Annotated in this window: 18 protein-coding genes and 1 pseudogene; 7 read left to right on the top strand and 12 right to left on the bottom strand. The window is 70.8% G+C overall.

Going from position 1 to position 19,132, the window contains the following annotated elements:
• Window positions 1-26: 26 nt before the first annotated feature.
• Window positions 27-2,849, bottom strand: a complete 2,823-nt coding sequence (locus ACFWV3_RS23165) for a tetratricopeptide repeat protein (protein ID WP_382413581.1) — start codon at window positions 2,847-2,849, stop codon at window positions 27-29.
• Between the two features lie 160 nt (window positions 2,850-3,009).
• Between ACFWV3_RS23165 and ACFWV3_RS23160 the strand changes: the two genes are divergently transcribed.
• Entirely contained in the window at window positions 3,010-4,074 is a 1,065-nt protein-coding gene (locus tag ACFWV3_RS23160; RefSeq protein ID WP_382413579.1) for a hypothetical protein, read from the top strand.
• Between the two features lie 110 nt (window positions 4,075-4,184).
• Window positions 4,185-5,603 carry a YibE/F family protein gene (locus tag ACFWV3_RS23155; RefSeq protein ID WP_382413577.1) on the top strand — a complete coding sequence of 473 codons (1,419 nt, stop codon included), beginning with the start codon at window positions 4,185-4,187 and terminating at the stop codon, window positions 5,601-5,603.
• Here ACFWV3_RS23155 and ACFWV3_RS23150 read toward each other — a convergent pair.
• Window positions 5,524-5,877 (bottom strand): DUF1304 domain-containing protein, encoded by a 354-nt coding sequence (locus ACFWV3_RS23150; RefSeq protein WP_382413575.1) that lies wholly within the window; start codon window positions 5,875-5,877, stop codon window positions 5,524-5,526. The two genes, ACFWV3_RS23155 and ACFWV3_RS23150, sit on opposite strands and share 80 nt — an antisense overlap.
• Before the next feature lie 46 nt (window positions 5,878-5,923).
• Between ACFWV3_RS23150 and ACFWV3_RS23145 the strand changes: the two genes are divergently transcribed.
• Window positions 5,924-6,760: a spermidine synthase gene (locus ACFWV3_RS23145; protein ID WP_382413573.1), complete on the top strand. Its 837-nt coding sequence runs from the start codon at window positions 5,924-5,926 to the stop codon at window positions 6,758-6,760.
• Window positions 6,761-6,927: 167 nt separating this feature from the next.
• Entirely contained in the window at window positions 6,928-7,149 is a 222-nt protein-coding gene (locus ACFWV3_RS23140; protein ID WP_382413572.1) for a hypothetical protein, read from the top strand.
• Between the two features lie 108 nt (window positions 7,150-7,257).
• Here ACFWV3_RS23140 and ACFWV3_RS23135 read toward each other — a convergent pair whose 3' ends face one another.
• The 3 genes and pseudogenes from ACFWV3_RS23135 to ACFWV3_RS23125 all read right to left on the bottom strand — a co-directional run bounded on the left by ACFWV3_RS23135 (window position 7,258) and on the right by ACFWV3_RS23125 (window position 9,928).
• Window positions 7,258-7,911: a hypothetical protein gene (locus ACFWV3_RS23135; RefSeq protein WP_382413570.1), complete on the bottom strand. Its 654-nt coding sequence runs from the start codon at window positions 7,909-7,911 to the stop codon at window positions 7,258-7,260.
• A gap of 65 nt (window positions 7,912-7,976) precedes the next feature.
• Window positions 7,977-9,227, bottom strand: a pseudogene (hisS, locus tag ACFWV3_RS23130) (histidine--tRNA ligase); the annotation flags it as partial.
• Between the two features lie 5 nt (window positions 9,228-9,232).
• Window positions 9,233-9,928, bottom strand: a complete 696-nt coding sequence (locus ACFWV3_RS23125; protein ID WP_382413568.1) for an MBL fold metallo-hydrolase — start codon at window positions 9,926-9,928, stop codon at window positions 9,233-9,235.
• A 114-nt stretch (window positions 9,929-10,042) separates the two neighbouring features.
• Between ACFWV3_RS23125 and ACFWV3_RS23120 the strand changes: the two genes are divergently transcribed.
• Window positions 10,043-10,897: a peptidylprolyl isomerase gene (locus tag ACFWV3_RS23120; RefSeq protein ID WP_382413566.1), complete on the top strand. Its 855-nt coding sequence runs from the start codon at window positions 10,043-10,045 to the stop codon at window positions 10,895-10,897.
• A 57-nt stretch (window positions 10,898-10,954) separates the two neighbouring features.
• Here the strand turns inward: ACFWV3_RS23120 and ACFWV3_RS23115 are convergent, their stop codons facing one another.
• The 5 genes from ACFWV3_RS23115 to ACFWV3_RS23095 all read right to left on the bottom strand — a co-directional run bounded on the left by ACFWV3_RS23115 (window position 10,955) and on the right by ACFWV3_RS23095 (window position 16,671).
• Complete coding sequence (locus tag ACFWV3_RS23115) at window positions 10,955-11,866, bottom strand: DUF6891 domain-containing protein (RefSeq protein WP_382413564.1); 912 nt, start codon at window positions 11,864-11,866, stop codon at window positions 10,955-10,957.
• Window positions 11,867-11,964: 98 nt separating this feature from the next.
• Window positions 11,965-14,250, bottom strand: a complete 2,286-nt coding sequence (locus tag ACFWV3_RS23110; protein ID WP_382413562.1) for a RelA/SpoT family protein — start codon at window positions 14,248-14,250, stop codon at window positions 11,965-11,967.
• Window positions 14,251-14,372: 122 nt separating this feature from the next.
• On the bottom strand, window positions 14,373-14,558 hold the full coding sequence (locus tag ACFWV3_RS23105; protein WP_382413560.1) for a DUF397 domain-containing protein: 186 nt from the start codon (window positions 14,556-14,558) through the stop codon (window positions 14,373-14,375).
• A complete protein-coding gene (locus ACFWV3_RS23100) occupies window positions 14,533-15,384 on the bottom strand; it encodes a helix-turn-helix domain-containing protein (protein ID WP_382413558.1) in 852 nt (283 codons plus the stop codon). The genes ACFWV3_RS23105 and ACFWV3_RS23100 overlap by 26 nt, the downstream gene beginning before the upstream one ends.
• Before the next feature lie 66 nt (window positions 15,385-15,450).
• Window positions 15,451-16,671, bottom strand: coding sequence for a DUF222 domain-containing protein (locus ACFWV3_RS23095; RefSeq protein WP_382413556.1), 1,221 nt, complete (start codon window positions 16,669-16,671; stop codon window positions 15,451-15,453).
• A 214-nt stretch (window positions 16,672-16,885) separates the two neighbouring features.
• On the opposite strand from ACFWV3_RS23095, the gene ACFWV3_RS23090 reads away from it, so the two are divergent.
• Window positions 16,886-17,161: a hypothetical protein gene (locus tag ACFWV3_RS23090; protein ID WP_382413554.1), complete on the top strand. Its 276-nt coding sequence runs from the start codon at window positions 16,886-16,888 to the stop codon at window positions 17,159-17,161.
• Between the two features lie 24 nt (window positions 17,162-17,185).
• The gene (locus ACFWV3_RS23085) at window positions 17,186-17,455 is read left to right on the top strand and encodes a hypothetical protein (RefSeq protein ID WP_382413552.1); all 270 of its coding nucleotides are present in this window, start codon (window positions 17,186-17,188) and stop codon (window positions 17,453-17,455) included.
• 6 nt (window positions 17,456-17,461) lie between these two features.
• On the opposite strand, the gene ACFWV3_RS23080 is transcribed toward ACFWV3_RS23085, so the two are convergent.
• The gene (locus ACFWV3_RS23080; RefSeq protein ID WP_382413550.1) at window positions 17,462-17,980 is read right to left on the bottom strand and encodes an adenine phosphoribosyltransferase; all 519 of its coding nucleotides are present in this window, start codon (window positions 17,978-17,980) and stop codon (window positions 17,462-17,464) included.
• Window positions 17,977-19,131 (bottom strand): protein translocase subunit SecF, encoded by a 1,155-nt coding sequence (gene secF, locus ACFWV3_RS23075; protein ID WP_382413548.1) that lies wholly within the window; start codon window positions 19,129-19,131, stop codon window positions 17,977-17,979. Before secF ends, ACFWV3_RS23080 begins: the two co-directional genes overlap by 4 nt.
• Window position 19,132 lies beyond the last annotated feature (1 nt).

Below are 19,132 nucleotides of genomic sequence, written 5' to 3'. Positions count from 1 at the left end.
GATTCGCACACGGGTCCGAGTGGCGGTCAAGGAGATCGCTGGCTGTCCGGAGGGGCGGTGAGCGACGCGAGCCGGGTGCGGACGTGCGCGGCGTCGGGGTGTCCGAGGTCGGTGAGCAGGCGCAGGGCCCGTTGCCAGACGTGCTGGGCGGCGCCGGGATCACCCGCGGCGTAGTGGGTGTGACCGAGTCTGGTGAGGGTGATCGCTTCGTCTTCGCGGGCGCCGGTGTCGCGGAACCCGTCGAGGGCGCGCTGATAGCAGGTCACGGCCGTGGCGTGGTGGTGGAGCTGGTGGTGGATGTAGCCCAGACTGTCGTAGGTGCTGGCCTGCCGGTTGCGGTCATCGCCCTGTTGCAGCAGGCGGAGAGCGTGTTCACAGGCGGCCAGGGCGGACTCGTAGTCGCCGAGCTGGGCGTGCAGCCAGCCGATGCCGTTGAGGGTGGTGGCCTGACCGAGCCGGTTCCCGGCGGACCGGTAGAGCTCATGGGCCTGCCGGACGTGGTCGAGCGCCTCGCCGTGGCGGCCCTGCCGCTCCAGCAGCTTGGCGATGTCCCACCGCGCGTGCGCCTCACCGAGGCGGTCTCCTGTCCGGCCGCAGAGCTCGATGGCGTGGCGCAGGTGGGTTCGCGCGTCGTCGAACCGGCCGAGCAGGGTGCAGGAGTGGCCGCGCAGGAGGTAGGCGCGGACCTCGGCCCACGGGTCGTCCAGCCGGTGTGTCGCGACCACCGCGACGCGGCTGACGGCGGCGAAGTCGTGCGGGAACCCGTTCGACTCGAGGAAGTTGGCCAGGGTCCAGGACAGCTGCCAGGCGTGGGCGTGGAACTCGCGGGCGACGGCGTGGTGGGTCGCGGCGAGCAGCACGGCGTGTTCGGCGGTGAACCACGTGAGCGCCTGCTCGAAGCTGGTCAGCCCGGTCACGGTCACACCGGGCCGGGGCGCTGTCAGCGTGATCTGCTCGCGGGCGGGCAGCAGCAACCGCTCAGCGTGGTAGGCGGTGTGCAGGTAGTGGTCGAGCAGCCGGTGGGTGGCCGCCGTGCGGTCGTCGTCGGCGTCCAGCCGGTGGGTCAGATCAGCGGCGTAGGCGCGCAGCAGGTCGTGGAAGGCGTATCGGCCCGGCGCGGGTTCCGTGATGAGGTTGGCCTGGGCCAGTTCGTGCAGCAGCCGGTGGGTGTCGCGGTGGGACAGGGCGATGAGGCTCGCCGCCGCGGGAGAGGTGACGTCCGGGCCGGGGTGGAGCCCGAGGAGCCGGAACAGCCGCCGCGCACCGGGGGTCAGGGCGTCGTAGGACAAGGCGAACACACCGCGGAGGTCGACGGCCGGGTCGCCGGCGTCCAGGGCGTCCAGCCGGTGGCGTTGGCGCAGCTCGGCCGTGACCCGGGTCAGAGGGGAACCGGGGTGGACCGCGGCCCGGACGGCGATGATGGCCAGCGCCAGGGGAAGCCGGCCGGACAGGGCGACGATCTCGTCGACCGCCCGCGGCTCGGCCTCCACCCGGCCGGCGCCGAGTCGTGAGATCAGCAGGTGCTCGGCCTCCTGGCCGGTGAGCAGGTCCACGACCAGCAGGCGAGCGCCTTCCGCGGCGACCAGGCCGCCGAGGTGGTTGCGGCTGGTCACCACGACGAAGCAACCGGGTGCGGCCGGCAGCAGCGGACGGACGTGCTGCGCGTCGCGTGCGTTGTCGAGCACGACGAGGACCTGTCTGTCGGCCAGCAGACTGCGGTACAACGCGGTCTGCGCGTCCGGATCGACCGGTACCTGTCTGGCCGGAACGGCGAAGGCGTCGAGGAACCCCCTGATCGCCGCGGCCGGGTCCACCGGTGGTCCGCTCGGGTCGAAACCGCGCAGGTTCACGTACAGCTGGCCGTCGGGGAACCGGTCGCGGACGCGGTGCCCCCAGTGCACGGCGAGGGCGGTCTTGCCGATCCCCGCGGTGCCGGAAAGCACCGCCAGCGCCGTGGTGCCCGGTCCGGGTGCCGGAGCCAGCAACGCGTCGAGGGCGGCGAGCTCGCGGTGCCGGCCGGTGAACACGGCGAGGTTGAGCGGAAGCTGGGCGGGAACTGGTTCGACGGTCCTCGCGGACGGTGTGCGGGTGGGTCGAGCGCCCTCCGGTTCGGTGGACTCACCGCGCAGCACGGCCTGGTGCGCCTGCCGCAGTTCCTGCCCGGGGTCCATGCCGAGCTCTTCGGCGAGCCGGTGGCGGATGTCCTCGTAGCACCGCAGGGCATCGGCCGTCCTGCCCGTCCGTGCCAGCAGCCGGATCAGGGCGGCGGTCAGCGACTCGGCGAGCGGGTGGTCGCCGACGAGAGCGGCGACCGGGTGGACGGCGGCCGCGGGATCGCCCGCCACGAGTTCGGCCTGCGCCCAGGCGACCGTGGCGTCCACCCGTTCGTGCTGCCACGACTCGCGCATGCGCGTGGGCCACGCACCCGACAGCCCGGCCAGCGGCGGACCGCGCCAGAGCCCCATCGCCTCGCGCAGCAGCACGACCCGTCGCGGGGGCGGGCATCCGGTGTCGCGTGCCTGCCCGACCAGCAGGCGGAACCGGTGCAGATCCACGCGTTGCGGGTCGACCCGCAGCAGGTAGGTACCGCTGCGACCGTCGATGCGCATCGGCTCGGCGTCACCGGCCGCGTCCGCGAGCATCCGGCGGGCGCGGGCGATGTAGGCGTGCAGGGTGCGGCGTGCCCGCGGCGGCGGGTTCGTCCCCCACACCCGGTCGACCAGCACCTCCACCGGCACCGGCCGGTCGGCATCGGTCGCCAGCGCCGCCAGCAACAGCCGCTGCCGTGGTGAGTCCCCCGCCGGGCTCGGCGCCCCCGCCACCTCGACAGGGCCCAGCAATCGCAACATCTCCAACCCCCGGACGCCTGCTTACTCGCGGCGCCGGAGACCGTCAACATCTTCGCAACATTTTCATCCGCACCCCTGGCGCACGCTCTGGCCTGCAACGAAACGGGCGGTGAACACCACGACCGCCGAAGCCATGCCAGCGAAGGGACGGTGCACAGAAGTGTCCAGAACCGCGAGAACGCCCGCTCGGGCCACGACCTCGATCCTCAGGTCAGCCCCCGGCTCGTCCACCCGGCCGCGGCGCGCCAGGAAGTTCGCCGCCGTGGTCCTCGCCGCGGCCGCCCTCACCACGGCGGCGGGGGCCCCGGCCGCGCACGCGGCGGTCTTCGCCGGGTACGAGGTCGTCTTCCAGGCACCCTCGACCCGGCTGTGGGTGGTGAACCCCGGTTCACGGCCGATCGAGACGCCCTCGGCGATGGCTCCCGGGACCAGTCCCTCGGTGGCCAGGATGCCCAACGGCAACTTCGAGATCGCCTTCGTCGCGTCCAACGGCGAGCTGTGGGTGCAGGACGCCTTCAGCGGCCACGGCACCGGATTCCTCGTGGCCTCGAACTCCAGCCCCTCGATCGCCACGGACGCCTCGGGCAACTGGGTCGTGGCCGTCCAGGGAACCGACGGAAGGCTGTGGTTGCTGAACTCGGCAGGCGGCCTCCCGCTCTCGACGGCGTCGTTCATGGAACCGGGCACCAGCCCGGCCATCGCCCGGTTGTCCACCGGCAACGTCGAGATCGCCTTCGCCGCCTCCAACGGCGAACTGTGGCTGCAGTCAGGGTCGAGCCGCGGTGGCACCGGGGTGTTCCTCTGGCCGGGTACGAGCCCGGCCATCACCGCCAACACCCGAGGTGGCTGGGTGGTCGCCGCACAGGACAACACAAGTCGCCTGTGGACAGTGGACTCGTCGGGCAAGAAGGACAAGACGCCGTCGGCCATGAACACCGGCACCAGCCCGTCCATCACGTGGCTGTCCACCGGTGACTTCGAGATCGCCTTCGCCGCTTCCAGCGGCGAGCTGTGGGTGCAGAACACCTCGGGCGGCCACGGCACCGGCATCTTCCCCGGCTCCAGTCCCTCCGTCGCCGCCGACAGCCGCGGCGGCTGGACGGTCGCGTTCCTGCACGCCTTCACCGGCACCATGTGGGTGCTCGACTCCACCGGTCCCGCGAACGACACCGGTGTCGCCGTGGCGACGGGCACCGGCCCCGCCATCACCGCACTCCAGCGGTGACGTGACCGCCCGGCCCCGCCCCCGCGGCGGTGCCGGGCATCGCGGGCGGTCCGGTGTGGACGCGACCGCCGTCACAGCCGTCGAACACCTGATGCGGCAGGATGTCGCGCGTGGGTCACGGACACGGGCATAGCCACGCGCTGGACGACGAGCCCGCGTCGGAACGCGTCCGCACGCTGCTGATGTGGCTGCTGGTGCCGTTGGCGCTGGCCACGGTCGTCGGCGCGGCGCTGCTGTACCCGTTCGGCGTCGAGCAGAAGACGGGCGCCGAGATCGGTCTCAACCAGACCCCGGTCGAGGCCGTCGTGACGGGCATGGCGGACAACTGCGGCGAGAAGTGCGTCGCGATCACCGTGAAGATGACCGACGGCCCCTCGCCCGGCCAGAGCATCACCATCCCGAGCGTGAAGGGGCCCGGCGCGCCGAGCTTCCGGCTGGGCGACGAGGTGGTGCTGTCCTACTCGGGCACCCAGCCCCAGGCTGCGGAGTCGTACCAGATCGTCGACTACCAGCGCGGGTGGTCGCTCGCGGTGCTGGCGCTGCTGTTCGCGGGCGCCGTGCTGCTGCTCGGGCGCTGGCAGGGACTCGCGGCGCTCGGCGCGTTGCTGCTGAGCTTCGCGGTGCTGGTGCTGTTCGTGATGCCGTCGCTCCTGGCGGGCCAGAACCCGTTGCTGGTGGCGGTGGTCGGCGCGGGGCTGATCATGTTCGTGGTGCTGTACCTGACGCACGGCATCTCGGCGCGCACGTCGACGGCGGTGCTTGGCACGCTGGTCAGCCTCGCGCTGATCGGGGTGCTGGGCGCGCTGTTCTCGGCCCTGTCGAGCCTGACCGGCCTCGACGACGACACGGCGAACCTCGTCCGGCTGCTCGGCACCGACATCGACACCCGCGGCCTGCTGCTCGCCGGCACCCTGATCGGCGCGCTGGGCGTGCTCGACGACGTGACCGTGACGCAGACCAGCGCCGTGTGGGAGCTGCGGCGGGCCAACGACAAGCTGACCTGGCGCGAGCTGTTCGCGGCGGGCTCGCGCATCGGCCGCGACCACATGTCGTCCGTGGTGAACACGCTCGTGATGGCCTACGCGGGCGCGGCGCTGCCGTTGCTGCTCGCGATCTCGCTGGCCGGGCGGTCACTGGGCGAGGTCCTCACGGCGCAGCAGATCGCGCAGGAGATCGTCCGCACCCTGGTCGGCAGCATCGGCCTGGTGGCGGCGGTGCCGGTGACGACGGCGCTGGCCGCGCTCGTCGCCGTCCGCCAGGAGGTCGCCCCCGCGTCCGCGAAGCCCGCGGACCCCGAGCCCGCAGAACCCGCGGACGCCGAGCCCTCCGGCACGAAGACCGTGAAGCGCGCGAAGCCCAAGCCCGCCAAGCCCCGGCCCACGCGCATCGAGGGCGACCTCTTCACCGGCTACGACCCCGACAAGGGACCGTGGGAACGCCCCGCCGGCACTAGTTCGCCAAGAGCACGAAGAGCAGCGCCAGCACGCCCGGCACCACCTGCACGAAGAAGATCTTCCGAGTGGCCGTGAGCGTGCCGTAGATGCCGGCGACGATCACGAACGCGCAGAAGAGCACGGCCGCGCCGAAGTCCGCGCGGATGATCGCGTAGATCAGGCCGGCGGCGAGGAAGCCGTTGTACAGGCCCTGGTTCGCGGCGAGCGCCTTCGACTCCTGCGCGAACTCCGCGGTGATGCCGAACGCCTTCTGACCGCGCGGCGTCGCCCAGAGGAACATCTCGAGCACCACGATGTAGATGTGGATCAACGCCACGAGGGCGAGCAGTACGTTGGCGACGACCTGCACTTGGGTTCCTCCTCAGAGCTGACACACGCGGTGAGACAATAGAGCAGTGGGAAGACAACGGCCCGACGCAGAGGCGATCACCGAGTCGATCGACTCCGGCGTCGCCGAGCTGGTCCCCGACCTCGGGGGGCGGAACTCGTGGACGTTGCGGGTCAACGGAACCCCACAGTCGCATGTGGACCTGGACGACCCGACCTACCTGGAGTTCGAGTACGTCCGGCGCCTGGGTCACCTCGTCGATCTCACCGCGCCTTCGCGTGTTCTCCACCTGGGTGGTGGCGCTCTCACGCTAGCCCGCTACGTGGCCGATCTGCTCCCCCGCGCGTCTCAACAGGTGGCCGAGATCGACGCGGGCCTGATCGCCTTCCTGCGCCGCGAGCTGCCGCCACCGCCGCGCGTGAAGATCACCACAGGCGACGCCCGCGCCGTGCTCGTCCGGGCGCGCCCCGGCTCGTTCGACCTGATCGTGAGCGACTGCTTCGCGGGCGCCCGCACCCCGGCTCACCTGACGTCGGTGGAGTACGTGCGCCAGGCGTCGGCCGCGCTGTCCGAGGACGGCATCTACGCGGCGAACATCGGCGACGGCAACGGCCTGCAGTTCGCCCGCTCCCAGTGCGCGACCGTGCGCGCGGTGTTCGAGCACGTCTGCGTCCTGGCCGAGCCGGGTGTGTTCCGCGGCCGCCGCTTCGGCAACTTCGTGATCATGGCCTCGCACACCGGCCTGCCGCTGCAGCAGCTGACCCGCGCCACGGCCGGCGACCCGTTCCCTGGCAGGCTCGAACACGGCACGGGCCTGACGAAGTTCATCGGCGGCGCCCCGGTGACGACGGACGCGACGGCGAAGCTCTCACCCGCGCCGCCGTCCGGCCTGTGGGGCACCTGAGCCAGGCGGGAAGTCGTTGCGCGACCGGGGAAACCGAGCGAACCTGCCGAATTCACCCCAACGGCCCAGCACAGGAGTGAGAACCTGGGGCAAGCCTCCTCGTGACCGCCACTTCAGCTGGGTAGCGGACCGGCCGTTGCTCAACGGACCGACGTGGAGGTGGCAGTTTGCCCAACGAAGAAGGACCACGGCCACAACTGACTGAAGAGGATTCGCCGACCCATCAGCTCAGTGCGAGGCGTGTCCTCACCGACGTCGGCAACGTCGGTGCGGCCGTGGCGGTTCTGGCGACCTTGGCAGGGGCGATGGTCCCGGCCTGGGTGGCCGGCACCATCGCCGTGCTCGTCTACACGAGCGCGGTCGTGCTCAATTTCACCGGGAACAGGTAGTCAGGTCGGCCCCTGTCTCGAGCAGGGGCCGGCCGCTTCCGCGAACCTCGATAGTAGGGACCGCGTTCTGCGAGGCCGGGTTCTGTCGCCCGATCAGGGCAACCATCCTCAGTCCAGCGACGTCACGAACTTCGACACCGCGTCCGGATGGAGCTTCTGCGCCATCCGGCCCGACGGCGCCAGCGACCCGAGCCGGTACAGCGGCCGTTCCGCCGCCGCCAGCCCGCGCGCCTCCGCCCGCAGCTGCGCCACGAGCAGTTCCGAGAACACCAGGCCCGGCGTGTCCCCGCGCGCGGCGAGGGCGTCCGCCAGCCGGCGGAGCTGGTAGATGCCCAGCTCGCGCCCGCCGGTGCCCGCGTACATCGACAGCGCGACGTTGATCGCCTTCTTGCCGCCGCGCACGAACAGCCCGACCGTGCGGGCGCCGCGCAGGTCCGTGACCAGCAGGTCGAGGCCGTCGGCGGTCGCGAGGTCGACCTTGCGGGTGCCGAACGCGCGGACGTGGACGGTCGTGCCCTCCAGCCACACCGTGCGGCGTGCCTCGGACATCGCCAGCAGGATCACCGGCACCGCCACGACCGCGCCGGCGATGACGCCCGGCCAGCGGCCGCCGATCAGGCCCACGATCGCGCCGAAGGCGAGGGCGACCATGATGCCGCCGATCGCCACCATGCGCGCCCGCTTGCGGACCGTCGCCTTGTCCAGCAGGTCGAGGACCAGCTTGTCGGCGGGCTTGTCGGCAGGCTTGTCTTCTGGGCTCACCTGGTCTCCGTCACGTCCGATGCCAGCGCCTCGACCCCGCCGGGCACCACGTCCGCGATGTCGGGAGGCGTGAGCGCCGACCGCACCGCCGAGATCACGTCCGTCAGCGGCACGGTGACCTGCTCGCCGGTCGCGAGGGTCTTCACCCCGACGTTCCCGGCCTCCAGGTCGCGCTCGCCGAGCACGAGCGCCAGGCGCGCGCCCGACTTGTCCGCGGCCTTGAACCCGGCCTTCATCGACCGCCCGCCGTACACCAGGTCGGTCCGCACACCGGCGGCGCGCAGCTCCCCGGCGATCGCGACCAGCCGCGCCCGCGCGGCCTCGCCCAGCGGCACGCCGATCACGTCGACGCGGCTGAACTCCGGCAGCACGCCCTCGGCCTGCGCCGCGAGCAGCGCCCGGTCGACGCCGAGGCCGAAGCCCACGCCGGACAGCGACTGACCGCCGAGCTGCTCCATCAGACCGTCGTAGCGACCGCCGCCGCCGATGCCCGACTGCGCGCCCAGACCGTCGTGCACGAACTCGAACGTCGTCTTCGTGTAGTAGTCGAGCCCCCGGACCATGCGCGGATTCTCGACGAACTTCACGCCCAGCTCGGTCAAGTACCCCTTGACGAGCTCGTAGTGCTCACGGCACCCGTCGCACAGGTTGTCCACCATCAACGGCGCGTCAGCGACCATCGCACGCACCTCGGGACGCTTGTCGTCGAGCACCCGCAACGGGTTCAGCTCGGCGCGCTGCCGGGTCGGCTCGTCGAGCGGCAGCTTGCTCAGGAACTCCTGCAGCAACGACCGGTAGGCCGGGCGGCACCGGGCGTCGCCCAGCGACGTCAGCTCCAGCCGGTACCCGGTCAGCCCCAGCGCGCGGAACCCGGCGTCACCGACGGCGATCACCTCGGCGTCGAGCGCCGGGTCGTCGACGCCGATCGCCTCGATGCCCACCTGGTGGAACTGGCGGTACCGGCCGGCCTGCGGTGCCTCGGCGCGGAAGAACTGGCCCGCGTAGTAGAGCTTCACCGGCAGCGAGCCGCGGTCGAGGCTGTGCTCGATCACGGCTCGCATCACGCCCGCGGTGCCCTCGGGGCGCAGCGTGATGGACCGGTCGCCGCGGTCGAGGAAGGTGTACATCTCCTTCGTCACGACGTCGGTCGACTCGCCGACGCCGCGCGAGAACAACGCCGTGTCCTCGAAGACCGGCAGCTCGACGTAGCCGTAGCCGGCGAGCTCCGCGGCACGGCTCAGGGTCGACCGGACGTGCGCGAAAGCGGCAGACGTCGGCGGGATGTAGTCGGGAACGCCCTTGGGTGCGGAAAACACGTCTCTCAAAGTCCTCGGTGCGGGGCGGCTGGTGCGTCCTGCAACTGGAGCAGGTAGGGGTTCGACGCACGCTCGCGGCCAATGGTCGTCGTCGGGCCGTGGCCTGGCAGCACCACCGTGTCGTCGGACAAGGTCAGCACCTTGCTCTGCAGGGACGACAGCATCGCGGAGTGGTCACCGCCGGGCAGGTCGGTGCGTCCGATCGATCCGGCGAAGAGCGTGTCACCCGAGATCACCAGGCGACCGCCTTCCTGCGTGCCGGAGCGGAACATCACCGACCCGCCGGTATGGCCCGGCGTGTGGTCGACGGTGATCGCCAGCCCGGCGAGGTCGAGCTCGAGGCCGTCGGTCAGCGACCGGACCTCGGACGGCTCGCGCATCTCCAGGTTGCCCCCGAAGAACGCGGCGGACTCGCGGCTGACGCCCTTGAGCGGGTCGGAGAGCATCTCCACGTCGTCCGGGTGGATGTACGCGGGGACGTCGTTGCCGTCGCAGACGGGGGTGACGGAGAACGTGTGGTCGAAGTGCCCGTGCGTGAGCAGCACGGCGACCGGGGAGAGACGGTGCTCGCGCAACGCCTGCTCGATCGGCTCGACCGCGTCCTGACCGGGGTCGATGATCACGCAGGGCTCGCCGGCGCCGGCCGCCAGGACGAAGCAGTTCGCCTGGAGCGCACCAGTCGGGAACCCGATCACGAGCACGAAAATGACCTCCCTGTTCAACGACAGCCTAACCACCACACAAAGCTCATATGCCCAGGCCCTAGACTCCCGAGCCGACCGCCCTATTCGCATGAGTCCCTGGGGAGGGAGCACGTGCCCACCAACGAGCAGCGACGCGCCAACGCCAAGCGCAAGCTTGAGCGTCAGATGGTGTACCGCCACGCGCGGGCCAAGAAGCGTCGCATCATCGCCGTCGTGTCGACGGTCGTCGTTGTTGCGCTCGTCGGAGGTGGTGTGTGGTTCCTCGCGACTCACGACTTCGGCAACGGTGACGCCGCCGCGTCGGAGACACCCCAGCAGGAGTCGGTCGACAAGGCCGAGAACATCCCCACCGAGCTGCACCAGGTCGTGAAGCGCCCGCAGGCGTTGCCGGAGAAGGTGAACTGCGAGTACACGAAGGGCCAGGAGCCGGCGGCCAAGGAGAACACGCCGCCCGCGAACGGCGAGCAGCCCGCCACCGGCACGGTCGGCGTCACGCTCGGCACCTCGATCGGCGACCTGAAGTTCACCCTGGACCGCGCGCTCGCCCCGTGCACCGTGAACAACTTCGTCTCGCTCGCGAAGCAGAAGTACTTCGACAACACGACCTGCCACCGCCTCGTGGTCACGGGCATCCAGGTCCTGCAGTGCGGCGACCCCGCCGGCACCGGCTCCGGCGGCCCCGGCTACTCGTTCAAGGACGAGGTCTTCCCGGAGCTCACCTACGGCCGCGGCGTGCTCGCCATGGCGAACGCGGGCCCGGACACCAACGGCTCGCAGTTCTTCATCGTCTACGGCGACGGCAAGCAGCTGCAGCCGAACTACACGATCTTCGGCACGGTCGACCTGGACTCGCTGAAGAAGATCGACGAGGTCGCGAAGACCGGCACGATCTCCCAGCAGCCCGGCTCGGGTGACGGCAAGCCGAAGACCCCGGTCGACATCAAGTCGGCGCTGGTCGCGAACTAACTCTTCACAGAACGCGGAACGGCCCCCGGAGCGATTCCGGGGGCCGTTCCGCGTTTCTCAGCCCACCAGGCGCCGGTGCCAGCGCAGCGGCGTCACGGTGATCGCCCGGCCGGGGTCGCGGTTCCACTCGGCCGGCAGCCCCGCCGCCTCCAGTGCGGTCACGACCTCCGCGCCGACCGCCGTGGTCGTCCCGGCCGAGCCGTCGAACCCGCCGTAGTGCAACGTCAGCCCGTGCCCGGCCGCGGCGGCCTCGGTGGACTGGGCGTGGAAGTAGACGAACCCGCGCGCGCCGGGCAGGGCCTCGTCGCCGATCTCGGCGTTGCCGCACGTGCGGCAACAGGTGAAGTTCTCCCGCGCGGTGATCCCGGCCGCCTCCAGCGCCGCGAACGCCCGCGTGAGCCGCTCCGGATCGGTCTCCCCCTGCCACGACTCCTGCTCCGCGACCCGCTCCAGCCACAGCCGGTCCGCGAGCTCCCGCGCCTGCGGGCGCGACACGGGCCGCCGGTCACCGGTCACCAGGTACTCCTCGGCGACCTCGGCCAGGTCCTCGCGCGACGCGTAGCCACCGGCCAGCACCTCGCGGACGCGGTCCTCCAGCTCGGCTCGCTCGCCATCGGCGAGGTCGAGCGGCGGCACCTCGCGCTCGGGTCCGGCGTCGAGCGGCGACCACGTCAGCCGACTGTCCCAACCGGACTCCCGGCGGGCCCAGCCGACGAGCACCGCGGCCACCGTCGCGGGTTCGCCGGCCGTCGCCTCGAAGTACCCGGCGGGGCCGCGGTGCTCCACCGCGTAGTCACCGCCGTGCTCGTGCCAGACCTGCGCGAAGACGTCGGGCAGGTCCGGCACGCGCTGCAGCACCAGGAAGTTGTCACCGCGCGCGCCGATGCGCCGGACCAGCTCCTCCAGCTCCCGCGCGGACGGGCGGACGTGCCGCTCCGCGTTCTCCGTTCTCACCGTGATGTCGAGCATCCGCAGACTCTGGCACACCGCGGAACGGCAGGTCGGACAACCTCACCCCGTTGCAGGTCCGCTGGTACACCGGCAGCGCGCCGCGGAGCTGTGCCTGCTCAGGAGGCCGAGGTGACGCGGTAGACGTCGTAGACGCCCTCCACGCTGCGCACCGCCTTGAGCACGTGACCCAGGTGCTTCGGATCGCCCATCTCGAACGAGAACCGGCTGACGGCCACGCGGTCCCGCGACGTCGTCACCGACGCCGACAGGATGTTCACGCGTTCGTCGGCCAGCACCTTCGTGACGTCGGAGAGCAGCCGGTGCCGGTCGAGCGCCTCCACCTGGATGGCGACCAGGAAGACGCTGGAGGCCGACGGCGCCCACTCGACGTCGAGGAGCCGTTCCGGCGACTTCAGCAGCTCGTCCGCGTTCGTGCAGTCGGTGCGGTGCACTGACACGCCACCGCCGCGCGTCACGAACCCCAGGATGTCGTCGCCCGGCACCGGGGTGCAGCAGCGGGCGAGCTTGACCCACACGTCGCCCGCGTCCTTGACGATCACGCCCGCGTCGCCGGTGGGGCGGCGCCGGGTGACGGTGGACGGGGTGGCGCGGTCGGCCAGCTCCTCCTCGGCGTGGTCGACCCCGCCGAGCTGCGCGACGAGCCGTTGCACGACGTGGCGGGCGCTCGTGTGCCCCTCCCCGACCGCCGCGTACAGCGCGCTCATGTCCGGGTAGTGCAGCTCCTTCGCCAGTGCCTGCATCGAGTCGACGCTGACCAGGCGCTGGATCGGCAGCCCGACGCGCCGGACCTCCTTGGTGATCGCGTCCTTGCCCTGCTCGATCGCCTCTTCCTTGCGCTCCTTGGCGAACCACTGCTTGATCTTCGCCTTGGCGCGCGGGGACGCGACGAAGCTCAGCCAGTCGCGGGACGGGCCCGCTCCCTCCGCCTTGGAGGTGAAGATCTCGACGACCTCGCCGTTCTCGAGCTTGCGTTCGAGAGCGACCAGCCGGCCGTTGACGCGGGCACCGATGCAGCGGTGACCGACCTCGGTGTGCACGGAGTAGGCGAAGTCGACGGGCGTGGACCCGGTCGGCAACGTCTCCACGTCGCCCTTGGGCGTGAACACGAAGATCTCGCGCGCGGCGAGGTCCCAGCGCAGGCCCTCCAGGAACTCACCGGGGTCCGCGGCCTCCCGCTGCCAGTCGAGGAGCTGGCGCATCCACGCCATCTCGTCGATCTCGACGGACTTGCCGTTGTGCGTGCCCTTGGTCTCCTTGTAGCGCCAGTGCGCCGCGATGCCGTACTCGGCCCGCTGGTGCATCTCCTGGGTGCGGATCTGCACTTCCAGGGGCTTGCCGTCGGGACCGATGACGGTCGTGTGCAGCGACTGGTACACGCCGAACCGCGGCTGCGCGATGTAGTCCTTGAACCGCCCGGGCATCGGCTGCCACGCGGCGTGCACGACACCCATGGCGGCGTAGCAGTCGCGCACCTCGTCGACCAGGATCCGCACGCCCACCAGGTCGTGGATGTCGTCGAAGTCCCGGCCGCGGACGATCATCTTCTGGTTGATCGAGTAGTAGTGCTTCGGCCGCCCCTCGACCTTGGCGACGATCCGCGCGCCCTCGAGCTGCGAGTTCAGCTCCTCGACGACGGTGCGCAGGTAAGTGTCGCGACTCGGCGCGCGCTTCGCGACCAAGCGGACGATCTCGTCGTACTTCTTCGGCTGCAGGATCGCGAACGCGAGGTCCTCCAGCTCCCACTTCACGGTCGCCATGCCCAGGCGGTGGGCCAGCGGCGCGAGCACCTCGAGCGTCTCGCGGGCCTTGCGGGCCTGCTTCTCCGGCGGCAGGAACCGCATGGTGCGCATGTTGTGCAGCCGGTCGGCCAGCTTGATGACGAGGACGCGCGGGTCCTTCGCCATCGCGATCACCATCTTGCGGATGGTCTCGGCCTCGGCCGCCGCCCCCAGCTTGACCTTGTCGAGCTTCGTGACGCCGTCGACCAGCCGGGCGACCTCCTCGCCGAAGTCCTCCTTGAGCTGGCCGAGCGAGTAGTCGGTGTCTTCCACGGTGTCGTGCAGCAGCGCGGCCACCAGCGTCGTGGTGTCCATGCCCAGCTCGGCGAGGATCGTCGCCACGGCGAGCGGGTGGGTGATGTACGGGTCGCCGGACTTGCGGCGCTGCGGGCGGTGCTTCTCCTCGGCGACGTCGTACGCGTTCTGGAGAAGCGCCAGGTCGGCCTTGGGATGGAGGTCACGGTGCACGGCGGCGAGAGGTTCGAGGACCTGCTTCACCGGGGCCGCACGTTGGGCGGTGATGCGCCGCGCCAGGCGGGCGCGCACACGCCGGGTAGCCGACGGTTGAACAACCGTCGCAGCGGGTTCGGTGTCTTGACTCAACCCCACGCTCCTCGGGTCTCGCGAGTACCGAGGATAACGCGGTTTCGCTGACGAAACTTCCGATGGCGCGCTGAGCGGCGCAGCTCACACGGTGAACGCCGCCCAAACTTTTGCTGGGCCGATCAGGCGACGCTCTCCACGAACGCGAGCCAAGCGCCCCTCGAGAACGCGAGAACCTCACCCCGAGTCGCCTTCGAGTCCCGCACGAGCGCATCCGGCCCGGACCCGGAGAGCGACACCTCGACGCACGCGCTGTCGTGTTCGGGACCGCTGTAGGAACTCTTACGCCAGCTCCGCCTGTGGCTCATGGAGGTCCTTCCGGAGTCCGCTGATGTAGCTCCCCAGCATGCTCCGCGATTGTCCCTCATCCAAAGCAAGGTCATCCAGCCACTTGAACGACTCCCGACTCTCCGCGATGGCGGCACCGTCGTGCGCGAAGACGTTCGCGAGATCGGTCTCGCTGTACGCCACCGGCACGAGCTTCTCGAAGCTGAAGAGCATGCGCGGGGACATCCGCATCACCGCCGGGCCGGCGGACATCGGCACGACCCGAAGGATGTGCGTGTGGAACAGCATGCGCAGGTACTGCTCCTCCATGACCCGCTCGTCACCCACCTGCAGCCGTAGCGCCAGCTCGTGCACGTAGAAGAGGCACTCAGGCCGGTGTGGCCGTTTCAGGATCGCCTGCCGCTCCATTCTCGACCGGTAGCCCCGCTCGATCTGCTCGGGTGTGCCGCGACCACCGGCGAGCAGCGCCCGTGCGTACTCCGGCGTCTGGATGAGGCCGGGCACCGACAACACGTCGTAGCAGGTGATGCGCTCGGCCTGCGTCTCCGCCATCGCGAGCGTGCGCAGGTTGTCCGGCACCAGGGCGACGTACGGGTCGAAGGCGTGGCGGTAGCGGTCGCGGAACGTCTCGAACTGGCCGGTGTCGCGGCCGCACATCATGAAGTACTGCACCAGGTCGATCTCGCTCGCGCGCGCCTTGCCCTTCTCGATGTTGGAGACCTTGCTCGGGTCCCAGCCGAGTTGTTCGGCGAAGGCGGCGCCGGTGAGGCGGCTGTGCTTCTCGCGCAGCCGCCGCAGCTCGTCGCCCAGGTCCCGGCTGTAGGCGGTGGAGGTGATCGCAGTCATTCGTCCGACCGTAGGCATTGCCCCTCCTCCACGAACCTGCTCGACGGGGTGAACCGGGCGCCGCGGCTAGGCGGCGAACTGGTGGCTCTGGTGGTGGGCGGTGTTGGTTCTCGGGGTGCGGGTGGGGTCCAGCCAGGACGGCGGGACGAACGTCGGGGTGCCATTGCGGAGCTTCACCTCCCATTCGCTCTGGTGGATCAGGGTGTGGTGGTGGCGGCACAGCAGGGCCGCGTTGTGCACCGAGGTCTCGCCGCCGTGCGACCAGAACCGGACGTGGTGGGCGTCGCAGTGCTTCGGTGGCCGGTCGCAGCCGGGGAAGCTGCAGCCCTGGTCGCGGGCCACCAGCAGGCGGCGGATCGCGGCGGGGAAGGTGCGGGTCTTGCGGCCGATGTCCATCGACTCGGACCGGCTGCCCAGCACCACCGGGACGACGCCCGCGTTGCAGGCGAGGCGGCGCACCAGGCCGGCGGGGACGCGCTCGCGGTTGTCGAGGGTGGCGAAGCCGGTCTGCTCCGCCAGGTCGCGGTAGGCCATCGTGAGGGTCAGGGTGACCGGCTCGCCGCCGTGCTCGGGCAGCCGGTCGCTACGCAGCACCAGGTCGACGAGGTCGGCGAAGGCGTCGCCCTCCCGCTCGGCCCGCGTCCGCGGGTCGGGGCCCTCCTCGGGCGTGGTCGGGCGGGGCCGCGCCAGCGGGTCGATCAGCGCCTCGAACTTGGCGCCGCTCACCTGGTCCAGCTTGGCCCACACCTCGAGCTGGTCGCCCTTCCACGCCATGCGCAGGCGGTTGACGGGCGCCGGCTCCTCGGTGTCGCGGGGCTCCGGGTCGTTCTGGTGGAGCCGGTACGCGAGCTCCTTGCCGAACGAGCGGACCGCGCTCGGCTCGTGCTCCCGCGCGTACTCGACGACGGGCTGCTCCGCCGCGGGCGGCAGGTCCTTCATCACCTCGGCGACCGCCGAGATGTGCTCGCCCGACAGCAGTCCCTGCTCCACCGCGGCTGCGGTGGCGGGGAGCTCCGGTTCGAGCACCGCGCCGGTCGGCGTGACCTCGCGGGCCAGCACCTCGGCGCGCGCGACCCACTGCCGCGCCGTCTTGAGGTCCCATCGCACAGCGTGCCGGAGCACCTGCGCCACATTCTTGTATCCCAGCTCTGACGCGGCGCCCCGCCGTTCCAGTTCCGCGATCTTCTGCATCATCGCGTTTTCCAGAACGCGAATTTCCACCACGTCTCCGACGACTGCGGCGAGCAGTTCGTCGGTGGCGAGAAGTCGGAAGTCCGGTTCGATCACGCGTTCGACATTACCGCAAGATCGCAACGAAAACGCACGTCAGGGCGCACACGTTCGGGTGAACAGACTGGCCAAAACGCATGGGTTGCGTTAGTGCGCAACTCTCTAGAGGCAACGCACGAGCAAAACCAACACACGGCAGAAAAACGCGATAGACGCACACGGAACACACGGCATGGAGACGCGGTCACGATCATTTGAGAGAATGGCGGGTGTGAGAACCATCCTCTGGTGCGCCACGATGACGTTCGTGTGGCTGGGCGCGATGGCGTACCTGGCTCTCGACGACCCCGGCTACATCGACCAGCGGTCGGTCGTCGGCTCCGCGGTCGGCTGGGTCATCGCGACCGCGCTGAGCTGGCTGGTGCTGCGCCGCGCCCAGGCCCCGCGGCTGTGGGAGATCGCCGTGGTGACCGCGCCCGCCTCGCTGGTGACGCTGGTGTTCGTGAGCATCGGCGCGGCTTTCGTGGCCCCGCCGCCCGGCGCCTGACCCGGCGGCTGAGAGGCTGAGGGCATGCACTCCCACCGCCCGGTCTGGCACTGCTTGGCGTTCGCGGGCGTCTGGTACGCCGCGCTCGTCCTGCTGAACGCGGTCGTCGGCGGTGAGGTGGTCCGCACCGCGACGATCGGCGTGGTGCCCTGGCTCGGCGCGTCCGTGGCGCTCATGCGGTTCAGCGCCGTGAAGGCCTGGCGCCTGGTCCTGCTCGGGCTGCCGATCTTCTACCTGCTGTGGGCGGTCTCGGTGGCGGTCGCCTCCGGGTTCCTCGTGCCCGTGACGGGCTGAGGGTGGTCAGACCGCCAGCAGCGCGTTGACCTCGCGGCCCGCGAGCCGGGTGCGGCCGCCCAGCGCGGCGATCTCCAGCACCACGGACACGCCCGTCACGATGCCGCCCGCGCGTTCGACCAGCGCGCACGCGGCCTCGGCGGTGCCGCCGGTGGCGAGGACGTCGTCCACGACCACGACGCGCTGACCGGGCTGGATGGCCTCCGCGGGCAGTTCCAGGGAGGCCTCCCCGTACTCCAGCGCGTAGGACTGGGAGTCGGCGACCACCGGGAGCTTGCCCGGCTTGCGCAGCGGCACGACGCCGTAGCGCCAGCCGTAGCCCAGGGCAGCACCCAGGAGGAAGCCGCGCGACTCGATGGCGGCGATCACCTGGGTGCTGTCGTCGATCTTGTCCTGCAGGGCGTCGACCACGGCGCGCAAGGCGTCCGGGTCGGCGAGGACCGGCGTGAAGTCCCGGAAGACGACCCCCGGCTGGGGGAAGTCCGGGACCTCACGCAGCAGTCCCAGAGCACGATCCAATTTCAACGCTGGCGCTTTCCGGTCGGGCGGCGGCGCGCGTCACCGGCCTTGGCGGTGCGGTGGGGCACCGACGCGGCGGCGGCGTACGCCTCTTCCTTGCGCAGGTCCGCGGCGAGCGCGTCCTCGTCGACCGACTCGATGCCGCCGGCGACCTGGGGACCCGTGGCCTTGGCGCGGCGGGCGGCCACGCGCTTGGCCTGCGCGATGTACTTCGGGTCGCGCATCTTCAGGTCGACCAGCACCGGGGTGGCGATGAAGATCGACGACAGGGCGCCGATGAACATGCCGACGAGCTGGACGAGCGCCAGGTCCTGCAGCGTGCCGACGCCGAGGATGCCGACGCCGACGACCAGCAGGCCGACGACCGGCAGCAGCGCGATCAGCGAGGTGTTGATCGAGCGCATCAGCGTCTGGTTGAGCGCCAGGTTCGACGCCTCGCCGTAGGTGCGGCGGGTCAGGCCCAGCAGGCCTCGGGTGTTCTCCTTGACCTTGTCGAACACGACGACCGTGTCGTACAGGGAGAAGCCGAGGATCGTGAGCAGACCGATCACCGTCGCCGGCGTCACCTCGAAGCCGATGAGCGAGTAGACGCCCGCGGTGATGATGACGTCGTGGAACACGGCGACGAGCGCGCCGACGGCCATCCGCCACTCGAAGTAGAACGCGAGGAACACCGTCACCGCGATGAAGAACCAGAACAGGGCCCACAGGGCCTTGCCGCTGATCTCACCGCCCCAGGACGCGGAGACGGCGCTGTCGGAGATCGCCGTCTGGCCGCCCTGCGGGTTGGTGTCCTGCGCGAGGGCGGTCTTGAGGGCCGCGACCTCGGAGACGTTCAGCGCGGGCGACTTGAGCTGGATCGTCGCGCTGGCGCCGGAACCGACGGCCTGGACGGCGTTCGGCTTCTTGCCGGGCACCGCCTTGGCGTAGGAGTCCTCGACGGCCTTGGTCGAGATGGTCTGGCCGCTGGCCGAGACCGACGGCATCGAGATCTTGGTGCCGCCCTCGAAGTCGATGCCGAGGTTGAAGCCCTTGAACACCATCGAGCCGATGCAGACCAGCAGGATGATGCCGGAGATGATGTACCAGCGGGTGCGCTTGCCGACGATGTCGAAGGCGCCGTTGCCCACGTAGAGGCGCGAGAACACGCTGCTCATG

Source organism: Lentzea sp. NPDC059081 (assembly GCF_042738015.1).
Classification (GTDB): domain Bacteria; phylum Actinomycetota; class Actinomycetes; order Mycobacteriales; family Pseudonocardiaceae; genus Lentzea.
Note: the sequence above shows the minus strand (reverse complement) of the source record. Positions and strands in the feature narration are given on the sequence as shown.

Excerpts from the sequence above, each read along its gene's own strand:
- secF (WP_382413548.1), bottom strand. The coding sequence starts at position 19,131 with ATGAGCAGCGTGTTCTCGCGCCTCTACGTGGGCAACGGCGCCTTCGAC.
- ACFWV3_RS23100 (WP_382413558.1), bottom strand. The coding sequence starts at position 15,384 with ATGACTGCGATCACCTCCACCGCCTACAGCCGGGACCTGGGCGACGAG.
- ACFWV3_RS23115 (WP_382413564.1), bottom strand. The coding sequence starts at position 11,866 with ATGCTCGACATCACGGTGAGAACGGAGAACGCGGAGCGGCACGTCCGC.
- ACFWV3_RS23085 (WP_382413552.1), top strand. The coding sequence starts at position 17,186 with ATGCACTCCCACCGCCCGGTCTGGCACTGCTTGGCGTTCGCGGGCGTC.
- ACFWV3_RS23165 (WP_382413581.1), bottom strand. The coding sequence starts at position 2,849 with ATGTTGCGATTGCTGGGCCCTGTCGAGGTGGCGGGGGCGCCGAGCCCG.
- ACFWV3_RS23105 (WP_382413560.1), bottom strand. The coding sequence starts at position 14,558 with ATGAGCCACAGGCGGAGCTGGCGTAAGAGTTCCTACAGCGGTCCCGAA.